Below are 19683 nucleotides of genomic sequence, written 5' to 3' on the forward strand. Positions count from 1 at the left end.
TTATGCTGATAACAAGTCGACTTACTTTACTGTTAAATGTGTGGGTGGTGTTTAAAACCGCTCAATGTCACTTGTCGTTCAAATAGAATAGCCAGGAGTCCGGCGTGGAACCCAAAAATATAGCTATCGACCCGCAAACCACCTTTGAAAAAGGGAAAGCGGAGACAATTTCAGTTCCGTTAAATAATACATTGCAGCGTAGCGCTCGCATTAAGAAAATTCAGACCACGGCAATGATTCTGTTATTTCTGGCGGCGGTTATTAACTACCTTGACCGAAGCTCATTATCCGTCGCTAACCTGACCATCCGCGAGGAGCTGGGATTAAGCGCCACCGAAATAGGGGCTCTGCTGTCGGTCTTCTCTCTGGCCTACGGTATCGCACAGCTCCCCTGCGGGCCGCTGCTGGACCGCAAAGGTCCGCGCATCATGCTGGGGCTGGGGATGTTTTTCTGGTCACTGTTTCAGGCCGTTTCGGGGATGGTGCACAGCTTTACCCAGTTCGTCCTGGTGCGCATCGGCATGGGGATCGGCGAAGCGCCGATGAACCCTTGCGGCGTCAAGGTGATCAACGACTGGTTTAATATTAAAGAGCGCGGGCGTCCGATGGGCTTCTTTAACGCCGCCTCAACTATTGGCGTCGCCATTAGCCCGCCGATCCTCGCCGCGATGATGCTGGTGATGGGCTGGCGTTGGATGTTTATTACCATCGGTGTGCTGGGGATTTTTGTCGCTATCGGCTGGTATATGCTCTATCGCAACCGGGAAGATATCAATCTCACCGCCGATGAGCAGGCATACCTGAATGCCGGAAGCGTGAACGCTCGCCGCGATCCATTAAGTTTCGCCGAATGGCGCAGCCTGTTCAAAAATAAAACCATGTGGGGAATGATGCTGGGCTTCAGCGGCATCAACTATACCGCGTGGCTGTATCTGGCCTGGCTGCCGGGCTATCTGCAAACGGCGTATAATCTCGATCTGAAAAGTACCGGTTTTATGGCCGCGATCCCGTTCCTTTTCGGTGCCGCAGGCATGTTAATCAACGGCTATGTTACCGACTGGCTGGTTAAAGGCGGCATGGCCCCGATCAAGAGCCGCAAAATTTGTATCATTGCCGGTATGTTCTGCTCTGCGGCCTTTACCCTTGTTGTACCGCAGGCCACCACCTCAATCGTCGCGGTGCTGTTAATCGGTATGGCGTTGTTCTGTATTCACTTTGCCGGAACCTCCTGCTGGGGATTGATTCACGTCGCGGTGGCCTCACGAATGACCGCTTCCGTCGGCAGCATTCAAAACTTCGCCAGCTTTATCTGCGCGTCCTTTGCCCCAGTGGTGACCGGATTTATCGTCGATACCACCCACTCATTCCAGCTGGCGCTGATTATCTGCGGCTGCGTCACCGCCCTCGGCGCGCTGGCCTATATTTTCCTGGTTCGCCAGCCGATTAGCGACCCGCGTAACGGCTAGACCTTACTGCCCTGCTGACGATGGGGCGCTAAATTCCACGCTCATCTCATACTGCTTTAAGGCCAATGGCGCATAGCCTGCGGCTTTAAACAGCGGGGTAAAGGTTTCCGGGATGGTCACCGACGTGCCGAGCCCCGGAAACTGGCGGGCAAGAGCAATCAGCATTTCCCGTCCCAGCCCGCGCCCGCGGGCGGCGGGTTCAACCCACAAAAACTGGAGCTGCGGCCTGCTGGTTAACGTCGCCAGCACGGCAAAGGCCCGCTGATTGAGGGTGAACGCCCGGCATGGCAGGGTGCTGAAGGTGAGCGGGTCCATCAGCCACGGCAGCTGGCCGTTGACCTCGGCACCGGCCCTGCGCGTCAGGGCCAGCACATCACAATCTTGCAACACGGGCGGCTCATCACTTCCGACCTGTGAACTTAAATAGCCACACAGCCCGTGCCGCACCTTGAAGCCCAGCGATTGATACAGCGCCATCGCAGCGTGATTTTCACGGATCACCTCCAGCCACATCCGCCGTATCCCCTGAACCTGCAAAGAGGCAATCAGCGGAGTCATTAACCGACGCCCAAGCCCTTTACCGCGATACCCGGACCGCATCCCGAAAGCCGCTAACCGGGCTTCATCGCCGCGTCGGGCGACAACGGCCATCGCTGCGGGTACATCACCATCCAGCCAGACGCGGGAATCCAGCAGGCTCAGCCCTTCGGCGCTGAAGCGCTGGACAAAAACCTCCACCGACAGCACGACGGGAACCAGGTAATCCTCAAAACAGTCGCTAAGGATAGTCGCCAGTTGCTCGATACTGAACTGGGTAGCCGGAACGGCGGTAAGCTCCATGTTTTTCTCCCGAAGGCTGCTATGCTGAGGTGATGAAAAATACCACTATAACCGCCACCACTACATTACGCCTGACTCAGGAGAGCGATATCCCTCTCCTGCCCGCTATTGAGCGCTCTGCCGCCCAGGCTTTTCGCCAAATCCCGGCGCTGGCCTGGCTGGCGCAAAGCGAGGTGATAAGCGCCGATCGCCACCGGCTGTTTCTTGAAACCGAACACAGCCTGTTGGCCGTGGCCGATGAACAACCGATAGGCTTTCTGCTCACCGAACCACTGGATGATGCGCTGTTTATCGTCGAGATTGCTGTCCATCAGGCGTGGCAAGGACGAGGCATTGGCCGCATGATGCTGGAGCAGGTGATTGAGAATGCCCGAAGAGCGGAATATCCAGCGGTCACGCTCACCACTTTTCGCGAAGTGCCGTGGAACGCGCCGTTTTATACCCGCCTGGGCTTTTCGATGCTGGACGAGCTGACGCTGCCGTCAGGGCTGGCGGCAAAAAGGGAGCTGGAAACGGAACATGGACTGGCACCAGAAACGCGTTGCACCATGCGGCTGGCGCTGTGACCTCCGGCGCTGCTTTCATCGCCTGAATATGGTACAAAGTATCATTCAAAACTTACCCGCTGATACCCGTATGTCCTGGTCAATCGATATCATTTCCTGCATTACCGATCGCTTTGTTGAGCTGACGGCGACCGAAAAGCGCATCGCGCAATTTATTCTCGATGATGTCGCGGCGGCGGCGGAGCTGCCTATCGCCGAGATGGCGCGGCTGACCAACACCAGCCAGGCCTCGGTCACCCGCTTCGCACGGGCGCTGGGCTGCAAAGATGTTCGCGAACTGAAGATGAAGCTGGCGCAATCTCTGGCGATCGGCCAGCGGTTTATTCTCGATGTCCCGGACCTTGAAGGCGTGCAGGGGATCTATGAATCGATTATCGGCGTGCTGGAAACCAACCGCCGGGCGCTGGATATCGAAGCGCTGAAGCGCGCGGTCAGCTGGCTGAGCGACGCGCGGCAGATCCTGGCCCTCGGCATGGGCGGCGGCTCCACCATCTGCGCCCAGGAAATTCAGTATCGTCTGTTTCGCCTCGGCCTGCCGGTAGTCAGCCAGAACGACGGCCTGCTGGTGCGCATGATGAGCTCGGCGGTGACGCCAAAGGATGTGGTTATCGTGCTGTCATTAGGCGGCTATACCCAGGAAATTATTGAAAGCGCGGCGATCGCCAGCCAGTACGGTGCGAAGGTGATCGCGATTACCCCCGCCGGAACGCCGCTGGCGGAGCAGGCGGATCTGGTACTGCCGCTGCTGGTACGCGAAAACGACTATATCTTCAAGCCCAGCACCTCACGCTATGCGATGCTGGCGATGGTTGATGTGCTGGCCACCGAACTGGCGATGGCCAACAAAACCCAGGCCAAAGGCCGGCTGCGGCGTATTAAGCTGGCGCTCGACAGCCACCGCGGCGGCGTCGACCGCCAGCCGCTGGGTGACTAAACCGCGCTAGCGGCGATAAACCTCCCCGCCTGCTGGCGGGTGCGTTCCACCGCTTGTCCGGCGCGATAAAGATCGCTCCCCAACCCGGCTCCGGCACACCCGGCCTGCACCCAGGTCGTCAGATTCTCCGGCGTCACGCCGCCTACCGCCAGCACCGGCACTTCCGGCGGCAGCACCGCTTTCAGCGCGCGAATATAGTCCGGGCCAAAAGCGGAAGAGGGAAAAATCTTCAGCCACTGCGCCCCGGCATCCAGCGCGCTAAACGCCTCCGTCGCCGTCGCGCACCCGGCGCAGACCAGCATCCCGCGCGCCACCGCCTGGCGGATAACCGCAGGCTGGGTATTCGGCGTAACGATAAGCTTCGCTCCGGCATCGGCCAGAAAATCGACCTGCTCAACCTTCAGTACCGTCCCTGCACCAATCACCGCCTGCTCGCCAAACTGCGCCACCATCTGCGGGATACTTTGCTGCCAGTCCGGCGAATTGAGCGGGATTTCAATATAGCGAAACCCTGCGCCAATTAGCGTATCAATATGCTCTGCCGCTTCTGCGGGGCGGATGCCGCGCAAAATCGCCACCAGTTTAAGCTTGTCCATTCATTATCCTCGCCATGCCGCTCAGCAATGCCTCATCGCCGCTACAGCTGTTGACCGTCATCCCGCACGCCGCAAGCGCCCGACGGTAGCGGGCATTCAGCGCCAGGTCCCCCACCAGGGTGACAGTTGATGTACGGTAACGCTGACCCAGAGTTGCGACCTCAGCGCCAATCAGCAGCCCGGAGAGATAGTCGCTGACCGATGTCGCCGCCAGCGCCCCCAATACCCGCGCCGCCCTGGCGACAAACAGTTCGCTAATTAACGAGGGCTGCGCCAGCCCCTTTTCCAGCCCCAGTTCAAAAGCGGCGTCGTCCGGCAACTGGGCCGTAAGCCCCTTGCCAAGCAGCGATTGCGTCATCAGCAGATGATGCAGCTCGCCGGTCATCGCGGTAGCAAAGTGGCGCACCACGCCGCGCTCTACTTGCACCCATTTACAGTGGGTGCCCGGCATCACGTAGCACTCCGCCGGGGCCAGTTGCCACGCGCCCAGCAGCTGCGTCTCTTCCCCGCGCATCACGTTGTACTCCCCGACCTGTTCAATCTTGAGGCCGGGAATAATCCACACGCCTTCGGCAACGGCAAACAGCTGTTGCCCTGGGGCATCAATCGCCGCCGGACAAGGCAAGTACGGCACCGATTGCCAGCCCGCGTCGCTGCCGATCATCCCGGCCATCAGCACCGGAAGCTTCTCTGCGCCGCGCCAGGGAGCCAGGTGCTGCTGGAATACCTCCTCAGGCAGCTGTCCGTTGAGGCGAGTCACGCCCAGCGGCAGCTGCTTCGTCTCGACGCACTGGCCGTTGCGAATCAACCAGCCGCGCAGCTGGGTGGAGCCCCAGTCGACGGCAATGTAGTTATTTATCCCCATTTCCTTAGCCCCGCGACGTATTGCGTTTGCCAATCGGCAGCGGCGGCGCAGATGGGCGACTTTCACGTTCCTGGGTGATCATCTCCAGCGCTTCCTCACGGCTCATCTTGCTGGCAGGCGTAAGCAGTGTGACCACCACTGAGGCCACCAGGCTGGTCAGCACCGACGGAATACATGGATTGCCCCAGAAAGCCATCCAGTCGCTGTCCATCAGTACCACCACCGATGCCCCTGCGCCGCCTGCCAGCGCGGCAACCGCGCCCTGCCAGTTAAAGCGATTCCAGAAGCGGCCAAGCATGGTGCAGATAAACATCCCGGACATAATCATCGAGATCATTTTGGTGATATAGCTGATGATGTCGTTAGAGGTCAGCGCGAACAGCAACGCCAGCGCGATAACCAGCACGAGGAACATCCGCGACAGGCGAATCGCTTTTTCCGGCGCAGGCATATGCCCGGTGACGAGGGTATAGAGGTCGCGCAGCATGATGGACACCGCGGCAATCGCGTCGGAGCTGCCTGACGACATATTGGCCGACATCCCGGCAATCAGAATTGCCATCGCCAGCACCGGCGGCAATACCTGCGTGGCAAACAGGAAGGCGAAACCGCTGTTTTCCAGGTTCGCATTCATGGTCCACACCGCCATGCCGATAATCGCTGGCAGGAAGGAGAAGCCAAGGTACAGCAGACCCGTGATGGTGAAAGACTGACGTACCGAGGAGACCGTCTTCGCCGAATAGATTCGCTGACGGTAAGAAGGTGTCGCCAGCACGCCAACGCCGATGACTATCGCCAAAGAGAACGCAGGCAGAATACCCAGTTTATCCACGGCAAATAAACTTTGCGCCGCCGGGTCAACCGCTTGCTGAATATGGCTCCAGCCGCCAACGTGATGCACCGCCAGAATCGCCATCAGAATAAAACCGACAAACAGCACGATGGATTGAATGGTATCGATCCAGACTACCGCCGAGTAACCGCCGATACCGACATACACCACAAAGGCCAGGGCGATAATGATTTTGGCAACGTTAATATCGATACCACTGGCCCAGGCAAGATACAGACCGCCCCCTAAAATATGTGCACCAAGCCAACCAATTGAGGCAATAAAAATAAGGATAGCGACCAGGTTTTTAATTATTTTGCTGCCGCCGGTATAATAAGACATCTCTTCGCTCATGGTCATAAAGCGAAACTTACGTACCGGAGCAAATAGCCACGCCACCAGCAGGATCCCTACCGCGCCGCCAAGACCATACAGCATCCCCGCCCAGCCGTTAGTGTAGCCAAAGCCCACCGCACCAACGCTTGAGCCGGTACCGACCATGGTACCGACGGTTGAACCCAGAGTCAGGATCATCGGCAGAGAACGGCCGCCCAGTAAAAAATCTTCACCCGTCTTTTGCTTACGCGACACATACCAGCCTAACGTAATCATGGCGCAGGCATAGACCGAGAACCAAATCAAAAAGGACATATTATTCATTGCTCACATCCAGACGTAATAAATAATACTCGTACTGCTGAATATTATAAGTTGATAGAAACAATGCCTGAAAAAAGGCAAAGCGACACCGCTGGTGCCAGCCTGTTTATTCAGTCTGGCGCCAATATCACACTTTTTTGCTTATTCCTCCCCGAGCGGAGAAGAATGTTATTTTTCTCGCGCGGTTTTACACGCGCGCCGCGTTATAACAGGTCACATCTACTTCGACTTTGCAATCCACCACCAGGTCCGCCACGCAGCAGATGCGGGCTGGCGGGTTATCGCCAAAGAACTCGCGGAACACTTTGTTGAAGGACTGGAAATAGCGCGAATCGGTGAGGATCACTTTGACGTGTACGACGTCGGCGAGGGTATAGCCCGCTTCGGTCATGATATCCACGCAGTTCTGAATCGCCAGACGCGCCTGGTCGATAATCCCCCCTTCCACCACTTCACCATCTTTCATCGGCGTCTGACCGGAGACGTACAGCCAGCCACCCGCTTCCACCGCGCGGGCGAACGGCAGATGCTGCCCGCCGGTGCCGGTTCCGCCTTCCACACCATAACGTTTAATACTCATCTTTCACTCCTTAGCTCATTCGGCGGCGCAGGAAACGCCCTGCGCGCCCGGTAATCTTTTTATCGCTGCCGTAGCTCATCACGCCGTTGACCATCACCGCTTCTATGCCGTCCGCCGGTTGTTTCGGGTCGGAGAAGCTGGCGACATCGCGCACCGTTTGCGGGTCAAACAGCACCAGATCGGCGAAGTAGCCCACTTTCACCAGCCCACGATCCGCAAGCTGAAAGCGTGCCGCCGAGAGTCCGGTCATTTTGTGAATGGCGGTGGTCAGCGGAAACAGCTGTTCATCGCGACTGTAGTGGCCCAGTACCCGAGGGAAAGCCCCCCACAGCCGGGGATGCGGCATCGGGTCGTTCGGCAGGCCATCGGAGCCGATCATGGTGACCGGATAACGCAGCACCCGCCGCACGTCCTGCTCGTCCATGTTGTAATAGATTGCACCTGCGGGCATTAGCCGCGCCGCCGCATCATGGAGGCTCACCTGCCAGCCATCGGCAATTTGCTTGAGGGTTTTACCGGCCTGTTCCGGCTGCGCTTCGGACCAGGTGATAACGATGTCGAACTCATCGGTCACCTGCTTCATATCCAGCGTCGACGAACTGGCGGAATAGGGGTAGCAGTCGCAGGCAATCTCCTGGCGCTGGCGCATCTCATCGAAAAAAGCCAGCGTCTCCTTCGTACGGCCCCAGTTTTTCGCCCCGGCGCACTTGTGATGCGAGACCACCACCGGCACGTTGCCGTGGCGACCAATGCGGAACGCTTCGTCGAGCGCTTCCAGAATCGGTTCAAACTCCGAGCGCAAGTGGGTGGTATAAATTCCCTTCTCCGCCGCCAGCTCTTCCGCCAGCGCCATCACCTCTTCAGTGGTGGACTGGAATGCGCTGGCGTAGGCCAGACCGGTACTCAGCCCCAGCGCCCCCTGACGCAATGCGTCGCGCAGTTGAACACGCATCCCGGCGATTTCGCTTTCCGTCGCCGGGCGGAACAAATCATCCATATGATTGTTGCGCAGCGCGGTATGACCAATCAGCGTGCCAACGTTCAGTGACGGCTTCGCCGCCTCCACCGCGTGGGCGTAAGCCTCAACGGTGGGATAAATAAATTGCTCCTGCTCGCCCAGCAAGTTCATCGGGTCCGGCACGCCGTCGCGCATGGTTGCCGTCGCCGCGCTGATCCCGCAGTTGCCGACAATCACCGTCGTCACCCCCTGGCTCAGCTTGGGCAAATACTCCGGCATACGGATGACGTTGATATCGTCATGGGTATGCACATCGATAAACCCGGGGGCCAGTACACGCCCCAGCCCCTCAACCACCTGCTCCGCCGCCAGATTCAACGCCGGGGCCATATCCACAATCCGATCGCCCTTCACCGCTACGTCACCACGAAACTGCGGCCCGCCGCTGCCGTCGATGACGGTGACGTTTTTGAAAAGCCAGTTAACTTTCATCGCAATTACTCCCTTTCAACTCTGCCGACAAGTTAACCATTTACAAGGCGGAAAAACAGTGGAAAACTACGCAAAAACCAGATAAATTTATGATACTTTTATTCATTAAACATAACGATCACATATTAAATTTATATTTATCAATAAATTAAAATTGATACCCAACTTTTATCCGAGCATAAACCCTGAAAGGATAGTGTTATGAAATACCATTCCGATACGCTTGTCCCGCACAAAGCCGCCGTGATGTCCGCCCCGGCAAATCTGCTGGCAGAGGATATCTGCCTCCCCGCCGCGCTGCTGAAAAAAACGGCACTGGAAAATAACATCGCCTGGATGCAGCGCTACGCCGATGCGCGCGGCGTCTCGCTGGCACCGCACGGTAAAACGACGATGACGCCGTGGATTTTTCAGGCGCAACAGCAGGCGGGCGCATGGGGGATCGGCGTGGGTAGCGCCTGGCAAGCCAGCGCGGCGATGGCCAGCGGCGTGCAGCGCGTTTTGATGGTCAACCAACTGGTCGGCAAGGCCAATATGCAGGTGGTATCGCGCCTGAAAGGGCATTATCGGGCGGCGGATTTTATCTGCTGCGTGGATAGCCTTGCCAATGCCCGCACGCTGTCGGCGTTTTTCAGCGAGCGGCGGCAAACGCTGGATGTGCTGATTGAGCTGGGCGTGCAGGGCGGGCGCTGCGGCTGTCGCAGCGTTGAGGACGCGCTGGCGCTGGCACAGGCGGTGGCGGAGCTGCCGGGCCTGAAGCTGCGCGGTCTTGAGCTGTATGAAGGGGTTTTGCACGGCGACGATCCGCAGCCGCAGGTTGAAGCCCTGCTGCGCCAGGCCGCCGAACTGGCCTGTCGAATGGCACCGCTGGTTGAGGGCGAGTTTGTGCTGACCGGTGCCGGTACCGTTTGGTACGACGTGGTGTGTAACATCTGGCTGGCGGCGGAGAAACCGGCGAACTGCCGGATCGTTATCCGCCCCGGCTGCTATATCACCCACGACCGGGGGATCTACGATATCGCGCAGCAGGAGCTGGTGGCGCGGGATCCGATCGCCTGCGATCTGGGCGGCGACTTAACCTCGGCGCTGGAGCTGATGGCGATGGTCCAGTCGGTGCCGGAAGCGGATCGCGCGGTGGTTAACTTCGGCAAGCGCGACTGTGCCTTCGACGCCGGACTGCCGCAGCCCATCGCCCTCTATCGTCACGGTGCGCAGCTATCCGCCGAGGGGATCGCGAGCGTGGGGATTATGGATCAGCACTGCATGCTGCACCTTGCACCGGGCAGCGACGTGCAGGTCGGCGATATTCTGGTGTTTGGTACCTCGCACCCGTGCCTGACGTTTGATAAATGGAAAACGCTGCTGCTGGTGGATGACCAATACAACCTGCTGGAAGAACTGGATACGCTGTTCTAAATGGTGCCTTTCCCGGAGGCGGCGCGCTGCGCCTGTCCGGGCTACCAGCCCGTAAGCGGCTGTGGATCGTAGCCCGGACAGGTGCGCCAGCACCGCCTCCGGGGATTTTCACGTTTTCACGGCTCCGGGCCATCTTACGACGCCTCTTCCTCTCCTCTCGCCCCGTTACCCAGCGCAATAAACTCCTCCAGCAGCGCGGTCAGTTGCTGCATTTTCTCTGCGGTGAACTCGGCTTCAATCAGGCGATAAGCCTCTTCTACCTGGGTCTGCGCACTGTCATATAGCTTCAAACCCGCTGGCGTCAGCGAAACGTACAGTTTGCGCTGATCGTTAATCGGCTTTAGGCGCAACACCAAACCGTCTCGCTCCATGCGGGTGAGAATACCGGTCAGGCTCGGGCGTAAAATACAGGCGCGAAAAGCCAGGTCGTGGAAATCCATCGACGGATTTTCGGCAAGAATGCGCACGATACGCCACTGCTGCTCGGTAAGATTATGACGTTTAACGATCGGCCTGAAATGGGCCATCGCCGCTTCCCGCGCCTGCAATAGCGCGATGGTTAACGAATCATGCATCACATACCTCTAAATAAAACTATCATTCTGTTAATAAGTTAATAATTAGCGCTAATTGCGCCAGGAAGCAACCGGTTTCTGCCTCTGAAAAGTACCAGATGGTACAGGGTAAAATCATTATCAATTGATTTATAAAGAATAAAAATTATAAGTGTAAATTTATTGTTAATCACATCACAAAATATTCACTTCTGTTTGCCAAACGTTTCCGCAAAGCATAAAAGATGATCATTAACATATTAATGAAATATCTTCGATTCCGAAATCAGCAGCAAAGGAGTGGTGAATGAAAGGTACCATCTTCGCCGTAGCGCTTAACCATCGCAGCCAGCTTGATGCCTGGCGTGAAGCGTTTCAACAGGCCCCCTACAAAACGCCGCCGAAAACCGCGGTCTGGTTTATCAAACCGCGCAATACCGTGATCGGCAACGGCGAGAACATCCCTTACCCGCAGGGCGAAACCGTACAGAGCGGCGCGACCGTGGCGCTTGTCGTCGGTAAAACCGCGCGCAAAGTGGCCGCAGAAGAAGCCGCCGCTTATATTGCAGGGTACGCGCTGGCTAACGACGTCAGCCTGCCGGAAGAGAGCTTCTATCGTCCGGCAATCAAGGCCAAATGCCGCGACGGCTTTTGTCCGATTGGCGAACTCGCGCCGGTCAACAACGTCGATAATCTAAATATCATCACCGAAATCAACGGTCGCGAAGCGGACAGCTGGAACACCGCTGACCTCCAGCGCTCCGCCGCCGAGCTGCTGAGCGCCCTGAGCGAATTCGCCACGCTCAACCCTGGCGACGCCATTCTGATCGGTACCCCGCATAACCGCGTCACGCTGCAACCCGGCGATCGCGTGCGCATTCTCGCCGAGGGCTTCCCGGCGCTGGAGAACCCGGTGGTCGCAGAAGGAGAGCTGGCATGAAACAAGCACGCATTGAATGGCAGGGACAGCAGCACGATGTTCAGGTTGATGAACGCGACCAGGTTCGCCTGGCTGACGGCAGGCTGCTAAACGAGGGCGAATTCCGCTGGTTGCCGCCCGCCGACGGCACGCTGTTCGCGCTGGGCCTGAACTACGCCGATCACGCCAGCGAGCTGGAGTTTAAGCCGCCCACCGAACCGCTGGTGTTTATCAAAGCGCCGAACACCTTTATCGGCCACCAGCAGGAATCGGTACGCCCGGATAACGTCGAGTACATGCACTACGAAGCCGAACTGGTGGTGGTGATCGGCAAAACCGCGCGTAAAGTCGCCGAAGCCGACGCCATGGAGTACGTCGCCGGGTATACCGTCTGCAACGACTACGCCATCCGCGACTATCTGGAAAACTACTATCGCCCCAATCTGCGGGTGAAAAGCCGCGACACCCTGACGCCGATCGGCCCATGGATCGTCGCGAAAGAGTCGATCCCGGATCCACATAACCTGGCGCTGTGCACCTGGGTCAACGGCGAGCTGCGCCAGCAGGGCACCACCGCCGATCTGATCTTCAGCATTCCGTTCCTGATCGCTTATCTCAGCGAGTTTATGACCCTGCAACCGGGCGACATGATCGCCACCGGTACGCCTAAAGGGCTGTCGGACGTGGTGCCGGGCGATGAAGTGATCGTCGAAGTGGAAGGCGTCGGTCGCCTGGTCAACCGTATCATCAGCCAGCAAGCGTATGAGGAGAAGCTGTCATGAAAAAGATAAACCACTGGATCAACGGCAAAAACGTCGCTGGCGCCGAGTATTTTCATACCACCAACCCGGCAACCGGTGAAGTGCTGGCGGAAGTCGCCTCCGGCGGCGAAGCCGAAGTCAATCAGGCGGTAGCGGCGGCAAAAGAGGCGTTCCCGAAATGGGCCAATCTGCCGATGAAAGAGCGCGCGCGTCTGATGCGTCGTCTTGGCTCTCTGATCGACCAGAACGTGCCGGAGATCGCCGCTATGGAGACCGCCGACACTGGCCTGCCGATCCACCAGACCAAAAACGTGCTGATCCCACGAGCGTCGCATAACTTCGAATTTTTCGCCGAAGTGTGCCAACAGATGAACGGCAAGACCTACCCCGTTGACGACAAGATGCTCAACTACACCCTCGTACAGCCGGTCGGCGTGTGCGCGCTGGTATCGCCGTGGAACGTGCCGTTTATGACCGCCACCTGGAAGGTTGCGCCGTGCCTGGCGCTGGGCAACACCGCGGTGCTGAAAATGTCCGAGCTGTCGCCGCTGACCGCTGATCGTCTGGGCGAACTGGCGCTGGAAGCGGGCATTCCGGCGGGCGTACTGAACGTGGTTCAGGGCTACGGCGCGACGGCGGGCGATGCGCTGGTGCGCCACCACGACATCCGCGCGGTGTCGTTTACCGGCGGTACCGCCACCGGGCGCAATATCATGAAAAACGCCGGGCTGAAAAAGTACTCCATGGAGCTCGGCGGCAAATCACCGGTGCTGATTTTTGAAGATGCCGATATCGAGCGCGCACTCGACGCCGCGCTGTTCACCATCTTCTCGATCAACGGCGAACGCTGCACCGCCGGCTCGCGCATCTTTATTCAGCAGAGCATCTATCCCGAATTCGTCAAACGTTTTGCCGAACGCGCGAACCGCCTGCGCGTCGGCGATCCGGCCGATCCGAACACTCAGGTGGGAGCCCTGATCAGCCAGCAGCACTGGGAGAAGGTTTCCGGCTATATCCGCCTCGGTATTGAAGAGGGGGCAACCCTGTTGGCAGGCGGCCCGGATAAACCGACCGATCTGCCTGCGCATCTGCAAAGCGGTAACTTCCTGCGCCCGACGGTGCTGGCGGACGTCGACAACCGCATGCGCGTCGCCCAGGAAGAGATTTTTGGCCCGGTAGCCTGTCTGCTGCCGTTTAAAGACGAGGCGGATGGTCTGCGCCTGGCCAACGATGTGGAATACGGCCTCGCCTCTTATATCTGGACCCAGGACGTCAGCAAAGTGCTGCGTCTGGCGCGCGGCATCGAAGCCGGAATGGTGTTCGTCAACACCCAGAACGTCCGCGACCTGCGTCAGCCATTCGGCGGCGTGAAGGCCTCCGGCACCGGCCGCGAAGGCGGCGAATACAGCTTTGAAGTATTCGCTGAAATGAAAAACGTCTGCATCTCGATGGGCGACCATCCGATCCCAAAATGGGGAGTCTGATATGGGAAAGTTAGCGTTAGCAGCAAAAACCACTCACGTACCGTCAATGTATCTTTCTGAACTGCCGGGTAAAAATCATGGCTGCCGTCAGGGAGCCATTGATGGGCATAAAGAAATCAGCAAGCGCTGTCGTGAACTGGGCGTCGATACGATTATCGTTTTTGATACTCACTGGCTGGTAAATAGCGCCTATCACATTAACTGCGCTGATCATTTTCAGGGCGTCTATACCAGCAACGAGCTTCCACATTTTATCCGCGACATGACCTACGACTACGACGGCAACCCGGAGCTGGGCCAGCTTATCGCCGACGAAGCGGTCAAGCTGGGCGTGCGCGCCAAAGCGCACAACATCCCGAGCCTGAAGCTAGAGTACGGCACGCTGGTACCGATGCGCTACATGAACGCCGATAAGCATTTCAAAGTGGTCTCTATCTCGGCGTTCTGCACCGTTCACGATTTTGCCGACAGCCGCAAGCTGGGCGAGGCCATTCTTAAGGCTATCGAGAAATATGACGGCACCGTGGCGGTTCTGGCCAGCGGTTCGTTGTCGCATCGCTTTATCGACGATCAGCGTGCGGAAGAAGGTATGAACAGCTACACCCGCGAGTTCGACCATCAGATGGACGAGCGCGTCGTGAAGCTGTGGCGTGAAGGTAAGTTCAAAGAGTTCTGCACCATGCTGCCGGAGTACGCCGACTACTGCTACGGCGAAGGCAATATGCACGACACGGTGATGCTGCTCGGCCTGCTGGGCTGGGATAAGTATGACGGCAAGGTGGAGTTTATTACCGAACTGTTCGCCAGCTCCGGTACCGGCCAGGTCAACGCCGTGTTCCCGCTGCCGGAACACGCCTAAGGAGAACACAGAATGCCGCATTTTATCGCCGAATGTACCGATAACATCCGCGAACAGGCCGATTTACCGGGTCTGTTCAGCAAAGTGAGCGAAGCGCTGGCGGCGACCGGCATCTTTCCCATCGGCGGCATTCGCAGTCGCGCCATCTGGCTGGATACCTGGCAGATGGCCGACGGTCAGCACGATTACGCCTTCGTGCATATGACGCTGAAGATTGGCTCCGGACGCAGTCAGGAGAGCCGTCAGGACGTGGGCGATATGCTGTTCGCGCTGATTAAAGCCCATTTCTCCGCGCTGATGGAGAGCCGCTATCTGGCGCTGTCGTTTGAAATCACCGAGCTGCATCCGACGTTGAATTACAAACAGAACAACGTGCACGCACTGTTTAAATAAGGCGCGCTCGGTCAGTCCCCTCACCCCTTTGGGGGAGAGGGTTAGGGTGAGGGGGGCTCTCTGCGGCCTGATGCCCTCACCCCGGCCCTCTCCCACAGGGAGAGGGGGAAAACCACCCCGGCTTCCGGCACATAACACAAAGCGACACGAACCGTAGGCCGGGTAAGACGCACTCGCGTCGCCACCCGGCGCAGCAGCACCGAACGACGTAACAGGAAGCAACTATGCTCGATAAACAGACCCATACTCTGATCGCTCAACGGCTGAACCAGGCGGAAAAACAGTGCGAACAGATCCGCGCTATTTCGCTGGATTATCCAACGATCACCATCGAAGACGCCTACGCCGTACAGCGCGAATGGGTCAACCTGAAAATCGCCGAAGGGCGCGTGCTGAAGGGTCACAAAATTGGCCTGACCTCAAAAGCGATGCAGGCCAGCTCGCAAATCAGCGAACCGGACTACGGCGCGCTGCTCGACGATATGTTTTTCCACGACGGCGGCGATATTCCCACCGACCGCTTTATCGTCCCGCGCATCGAAGTGGAGCTGGCCTTCGTGCTGGCAAAACCGCTGCGTGGCCCGAACTGCACGCTGTTCGACGTCTACAATGCGACCGACTACGTGATCCCGGCGCTGGAGCTTATCGACGCCCGCTGCCACAACGTTGACCCGGAAACCCAGCGCCCGCGCAAAGTCTTCGACACCATCTCCGATAACGCCGCCAACGCCGGAGTGATCCTCGGCGGTCGCCCGATTAAACCCGACGAGCTGGATCTGCGCTGGATCTCCGCCCTGCTCTATCGCAACGGCGTGATTGAAGAGACCGGCGTCGCCGCAGGGGTGCTCAATCATCCGGCCAACGGCGTGGCCTGGCTGGCAAACAAGCTCGCACCATACGACGTTCAACTGGAAGCCGGACAGATTATTCTCGGCGGCTCCTTTACTCGCCCGGTTCCGGCGCGCAAGGGCGACACCTTCCACGTCGACTACGGCAACATGGGCTCGATTAGCTGCCGCTTTGTTTAAGGGGAACATGATGAATAACGCCTTTAAAGACGCCTTAAAATCCGGTCGCCCGCAGATTGGTCTGTGGCTGGGACTCACCAGCAGCTACAGCGCCGAGCTGCTGGCCGGTGCCGGGTTCGACTGGCTGCTGATCGATGGCGAACATGCGCCGAATAATGTGCAAACGGTACTGACCCAGCTCCAGGCAATCGCCCCCTACCCCAGCCAGCCGGTGGTGCGTCCGTCGTGGAACGACCCGGTGCAGATTAAACAGTTGCTGGACGTTGGCGTACAAACCCTGCTGGTGCCGATGGTGCAGAACGCCGACGAAGCGCGGCTGGCGGTGAAGGCTACTCGCTATCCGCCTGCAGGCATTCGCGGCGTCGGCAGCGCCCTGGCCCGCGCCTCGCGCTGGAACCGCATTCCCGATTACCTCCATCAGGCCAACGACGCGATGTGCGTGCTGGTGCAAATCGAAACTCGCGAAGCCTTGAAAAACCTGGCGCAAATTCTCGACGTTGAAGGCGTGGACGGCGTGTTTATCGGCCCGGCCGATCTCAGCGCCGACATGGGCTTTGGCGGCAATCCGCAGCACCCGGAAGTGCAGGCCGCCATCGAACAGGCTATCGCGCAGATTCGCGCAGCGGGCAAAGCGCCGGGGATCCTGATGGCTAACGAACAACTGGCAAAGCGTTATCTGGAACTTGGCGCGCTGTTTGTCGCCGTCGGCGTCGATACCACCCTACTGGCGCGTGGTGCCGAAGCGCTGGCGGCACGATTTGGCGCGGAAAAAACGACCAACGGTTCGTCAGGCGTCTACTAACGCCGGGTGGCGCTACGCTCCTACAACAACATCGAACCGTAGGCCCGGTAAGCGCAGCGCCGCCGGGCAAACAGCAGTACCCTACAAAATTCCCATTAGAGGAAAAGACAATGAGCGACACATCATCAGCACTCCCGGAAGCGCAAGATCCTGCCAATCAGCATAAACAGCTAACGGCGCAGCAGCAGTCGGTTATCAACAAGCTGTTCCGCCGCCTGATCGTATTTTTGTTCGTGCTGTTTATCTTCTCGTTTTTAGACAGGATCAATATCGGCTTTGCTGGGCTGACCATGGGGCAGGATCTGGGCCTCAACGCCACCATGTTCGGCCTTGCCACCACCCTGTTTTACGCCACCTACGTGATTTTCGGCATCCCCAGCAACGTGATGCTCAGCATCGTCGGCGCTCGCCGCTGGATTGCCACCATCATGGTGCTGTGGGGCATCGCCTCTACCGCCACCATGTTCGCTACCGGGCCAAACAGCCTCTACATCCTGCGGATGCTGGTGGGGATCACCGAGGCCGGTTTCCTGCCCGGCATCCTGCTGTATCTGACCTTCTGGTTTCCGGCCTTTTTCCGCGCCCGCGCCAACGCGCTGTTTATGATAGCGATGCCGGTAACCACCGCGCTGGGCTCTATCGTCTCCGGCTATATTCTGTCGATGGACGGTATGTTAAACCTGCACGGCTGGCAGTGGCTGTTCCTGCTGGAAGGCTTCCCGTCGGTGCTGCTCGGCATTATGGTCTGGTTCTGGCTCGATGATTCGCCGTCGAAGGCCAAATGGCTGACGGCAGAGGACAAAAAGTGCCTGCAGGAGATGATGGATAACGATCGCCTGACGCTGGTACAGCCGGAAGGGGCGATCAGCCATCACGCCATGCAGAAACGCAGCCTGTGGCGCGAAGTATTTACGCCCATCGTGCTGATGTACACCCTGGCGTACTTCTGCCTGACCAATACCCTCAGCGCGATCAGCATCTGGACGCCGCAGATCCTCAAAAGCTTTAACGAAGGCAGCAGCAATATCACTATCGGCCTGCTGGCGGCGATCCCGCAGATTTGTACCATTCTGGGGATGATCTACTGGAGCCGCCACTCAGATAGACACCAGGAACGAAAACATCACACCGCCCTGCCGTTCCTGTTCGCCGCTGCGGGCTGGCTACTGGCGTCGGCCACCGATCACAGCCTGATCCAACTGTTGGGGATCGTGATGGCCTCCACCGGATCGTTTAGCGCAATGGCCATTTTCTGGACTACCCCGGATCAGTCGATCAGCCTGCGCGCCAGAGCGATCGGTATCGCGGTGATCAACGCCACCGGCAATATCGGATCGGCCATCAGTCCGCTAATGATCGGCTGGCTGAAAGATGTTACCGGCAGCTTTAGCAGCGGCCTGTGGTTCGTCGCCGCCCTGCTGGTGATTGGCGCGATGATTATCTGGGCTATTCCGATGAAAGGATCGCGTCCTCGCGCGACGCCGTAAGGAGCCGCTATGTGCCAGAGTCCTGTCACCAATATCGATATCAACAAAGAGTACGATGAGAGTCTTGGGACGGAAGATGTGCATTATCAGTCGTTTGCGCGCATGGCGGAGTTCTTCGGTCGTGATATGCAGGCGCACCGTCACGACCAGTATTTTCAGATGCACTTTCTTGATACCGGGCAGATTGAGCTGCAGCTCGACGAGAGTCGCTACTCGGTGCAGGCGCCGCTGTTTGTCCTGACGCCGCCCTCGGTGCCGCACGCGTTTATCACCCAGTCCGATAGCGACGGCCACGTGCTGACGATACGGGAGGATCTGGTCTGGCCGCTGCTGGAGGTGCTCTACCCTGGCACGCGGGAAGCCTTCGGCCTGCCGGGCATCTGCCTGTCGCTGGCCGACAAGCCCGAAGAGCTGGCGGCGCTGGCGCACTACTGGCGGCTGATTGAACGCGAATCGACCGCGCAGTTGCCGGGGCGCGAACACACCCTGATGCTGTTGGCGCAGGCAGTGTTCACTCTGCTGCTGCGCAACGCAAAGCTTGACGATCATGCCGCCAGCGGGATGCGCGGCGAGCTAAAGCTGTTCCAGCGTTTTAACCAGTTGATCGATAGCCACTACCACCTGCACTGGACGGTACCGGATTACGCCAGCGAGCTGCATCTGACCGAATCCAGGCTGACCGATATCTGTCGCCGCTTCGCCAACCGCCCGCCAAAGCGACTGATTTTCGACCGGCAGCTGCGCGAAGCCAAGCGGCTGCTGCTGTTCTCTGATAGCGCAGTCAACGAGATAGCCTGGCAGCTGGGCTTTAAAGACCCGGCCTATTTCGCCCGCTTTTTTAATCGTTTAGTGGGCTGCTCGCCGAGCGCGTTCAGAACGCAAAAAGTGCCGGTGTCATGATCCCCCTCACCCCGGCCCTCTCCCCAAAGGGGCGAGGGAGAAAACCAGATAGGCGCTGTATTAAATGCTGCATCGATCGGTCCCCTCTCCCCAAAGGGGCGAGGGAGAAAACCAGAGCGGCGCTGTATTAAATGCTGCACCGATCGGTCCCCTCTCCCTATGGGAGAGGGCCAGGGCGAGGGGCAATCGTACGCTATAACAAACCAAACGGCACTCGGATCACATAACTCAACCCCGCCCGAAAAGTACCCACCGTTGACCTAAAAGTCTCTTCACGAAAGCCGCGTTAAC

Annotated in this window: 20 protein-coding genes; 13 read left to right on the forward strand and 7 right to left on the reverse strand. The window is 58.4% G+C overall.

The window, feature by feature from the left end; all coding sequences use genetic code 11:
* Nucleotides 1-104: 104 nt before the first annotated feature.
* Complete coding sequence (locus AC07P6_RS26130) at nt 105-1466, forward strand: MFS transporter (protein ID WP_304255723.1); 1362 nt, start codon at nt 105-107, stop codon at nt 1464-1466.
* A gap of 3 nt (nt 1467-1469) precedes the next feature.
* Here the strand turns inward: AC07P6_RS26130 and AC07P6_RS26135 are convergent, their stop codons facing one another.
* The gene (locus AC07P6_RS26135) at nt 1470-2306 is read right to left on the reverse strand and encodes a GNAT family N-acetyltransferase (RefSeq protein ID WP_478315015.1); all 837 of its coding nucleotides are present in this window, start codon (nt 2304-2306) and stop codon (nt 1470-1472) included.
* A gap of 32 nt (nt 2307-2338) precedes the next feature.
* On the opposite strand from AC07P6_RS26135, the gene AC07P6_RS26140 reads away from it, so the two are divergent.
* Together AC07P6_RS26140 and AC07P6_RS26145 are read left to right on the forward strand one after the other, a co-directional pair.
* Nucleotides 2339-2872, forward strand: a complete 534-nt coding sequence (locus AC07P6_RS26140) for a GNAT family N-acetyltransferase (protein ID WP_478315016.1) — start codon at nt 2339-2341, stop codon at nt 2870-2872.
* Between the two features lie 70 nt (nt 2873-2942).
* Nucleotides 2943-3806: a MurR/RpiR family transcriptional regulator gene (locus AC07P6_RS26145; protein ID WP_182236087.1), complete on the forward strand. Its 864-nt coding sequence runs from the start codon at nt 2943-2945 to the stop codon at nt 3804-3806.
* Here AC07P6_RS26145 and AC07P6_RS26150 read toward each other — a convergent pair.
* The 5 genes from AC07P6_RS26150 to AC07P6_RS26170 all read right to left on the reverse strand — a co-directional run bounded on the left by AC07P6_RS26150 (nt 3803) and on the right by AC07P6_RS26170 (nt 8789).
* Nucleotides 3803-4402, reverse strand: coding sequence for a 2-dehydro-3-deoxy-6-phosphogalactonate aldolase (locus AC07P6_RS26150; protein ID WP_434660248.1), 600 nt, complete (start codon nt 4400-4402; stop codon nt 3803-3805). The genes AC07P6_RS26145 and AC07P6_RS26150 overlap by 4 nt on opposite strands.
* Entirely contained in the window at nt 4389-5261 is an 873-nt protein-coding gene (locus tag AC07P6_RS26155) for a 2-dehydro-3-deoxygalactonokinase (protein WP_478317094.1), read from the reverse strand. The genes AC07P6_RS26150 and AC07P6_RS26155 overlap by 14 nt, the downstream gene beginning before the upstream one ends.
* Nucleotides 5262-5271: 10 nt before the next feature.
* The gene (locus tag AC07P6_RS26160; RefSeq protein WP_139539311.1) at nt 5272-6759 is read right to left on the reverse strand and encodes a sodium:solute symporter family protein; all 1488 of its coding nucleotides are present in this window, start codon (nt 6757-6759) and stop codon (nt 5272-5274) included.
* A gap of 187 nt (nt 6760-6946) precedes the next feature.
* The gene (locus AC07P6_RS26165; RefSeq protein ID WP_478315017.1) at nt 6947-7339 is read right to left on the reverse strand and encodes a RidA family protein; all 393 of its coding nucleotides are present in this window, start codon (nt 7337-7339) and stop codon (nt 6947-6949) included.
* A 10-nt stretch (nt 7340-7349) separates the two neighbouring features.
* On the reverse strand, nt 7350-8789 hold the full coding sequence (locus AC07P6_RS26170) for an N-acyl-D-amino-acid deacylase family protein (RefSeq protein ID WP_434660250.1): 1440 nt from the start codon (nt 8787-8789) through the stop codon (nt 7350-7352).
* A gap of 201 nt (nt 8790-8990) precedes the next feature.
* Here AC07P6_RS26170 and AC07P6_RS26175 point away from each other — a divergent pair, with 201 nt between their 5' ends.
* Nucleotides 8991-10205, forward strand: a complete 1215-nt coding sequence (locus AC07P6_RS26175; RefSeq protein ID WP_478315018.1) for an amino acid deaminase — start codon at nt 8991-8993, stop codon at nt 10203-10205.
* A 134-nt stretch (nt 10206-10339) separates the two neighbouring features.
* Here AC07P6_RS26175 and hpaR read toward each other — a convergent pair whose 3' ends face one another.
* Nucleotides 10340-10780, reverse strand: a complete 441-nt coding sequence (gene hpaR, locus AC07P6_RS26180; protein ID WP_478315019.1) for a homoprotocatechuate degradation operon regulator HpaR — start codon at nt 10778-10780, stop codon at nt 10340-10342.
* A gap of 286 nt (nt 10781-11066) precedes the next feature.
* Here hpaR and AC07P6_RS26185 point away from each other — a divergent pair, with 286 nt between their 5' ends.
* From AC07P6_RS26185 to hpaA, 9 genes are all read left to right on the forward strand, one after another.
* Nucleotides 11067-11699, forward strand: a complete 633-nt coding sequence (locus tag AC07P6_RS26185) for a fumarylacetoacetate hydrolase family protein (RefSeq protein ID WP_181483744.1) — start codon at nt 11067-11069, stop codon at nt 11697-11699.
* Nucleotides 11696-12460 (forward strand): fumarylacetoacetate hydrolase family protein, encoded by a 765-nt coding sequence (locus tag AC07P6_RS26190; protein WP_478315020.1) that lies wholly within the window; start codon nt 11696-11698, stop codon nt 12458-12460. The genes AC07P6_RS26185 and AC07P6_RS26190 overlap by 4 nt, the downstream gene beginning before the upstream one ends.
* Nucleotides 12457-13923 (forward strand): 5-carboxymethyl-2-hydroxymuconate semialdehyde dehydrogenase, encoded by a 1467-nt coding sequence (gene hpaE / locus AC07P6_RS26195; protein WP_478315021.1) that lies wholly within the window; start codon nt 12457-12459, stop codon nt 13921-13923. Before AC07P6_RS26190 ends, hpaE begins: the two co-directional genes overlap by 4 nt.
* Nucleotide 13924: 1 nt before the next feature.
* Nucleotides 13925-14782: a 3,4-dihydroxyphenylacetate 2,3-dioxygenase gene (hpaD, locus tag AC07P6_RS26200; protein WP_110272737.1), complete on the forward strand. Its 858-nt coding sequence runs from the start codon at nt 13925-13927 to the stop codon at nt 14780-14782.
* Between the two features lie 12 nt (nt 14783-14794).
* Nucleotides 14795-15175 carry a 5-carboxymethyl-2-hydroxymuconate Delta-isomerase gene (locus tag AC07P6_RS26205; protein WP_478315022.1) on the forward strand — a complete coding sequence of 127 codons (381 nt, stop codon included), beginning with the start codon at nt 14795-14797 and terminating at the stop codon, nt 15173-15175.
* A gap of 224 nt (nt 15176-15399) precedes the next feature.
* A complete protein-coding gene (gene hpaH / locus AC07P6_RS26210; protein WP_478315023.1) occupies nt 15400-16203 on the forward strand; it encodes a 2-oxo-hept-4-ene-1,7-dioate hydratase in 804 nt (267 codons plus the stop codon).
* Between the two features lie 10 nt (nt 16204-16213).
* Nucleotides 16214-17005: a 4-hydroxy-2-oxoheptanedioate aldolase gene (gene hpaI, locus AC07P6_RS26215; protein WP_478317096.1), complete on the forward strand. Its 792-nt coding sequence runs from the start codon at nt 16214-16216 to the stop codon at nt 17003-17005.
* Between the two features lie 110 nt (nt 17006-17115).
* Nucleotides 17116-18492, forward strand: a complete 1377-nt coding sequence (gene hpaX, locus AC07P6_RS26220) for a 4-hydroxyphenylacetate permease (protein ID WP_478315024.1) — start codon at nt 17116-17118, stop codon at nt 18490-18492.
* Between the two features lie 9 nt (nt 18493-18501).
* On the forward strand, nt 18502-19392 hold the full coding sequence (hpaA, locus tag AC07P6_RS26225) for a 4-hydroxyphenylacetate catabolism regulatory protein HpaA (RefSeq protein WP_478315025.1): 891 nt from the start codon (nt 18502-18504) through the stop codon (nt 19390-19392).
* Nucleotides 19393-19683: the final 291 nt, after the last annotated feature.

Source organism: Klebsiella sp. GFKo11 (assembly GCF_056490265.1).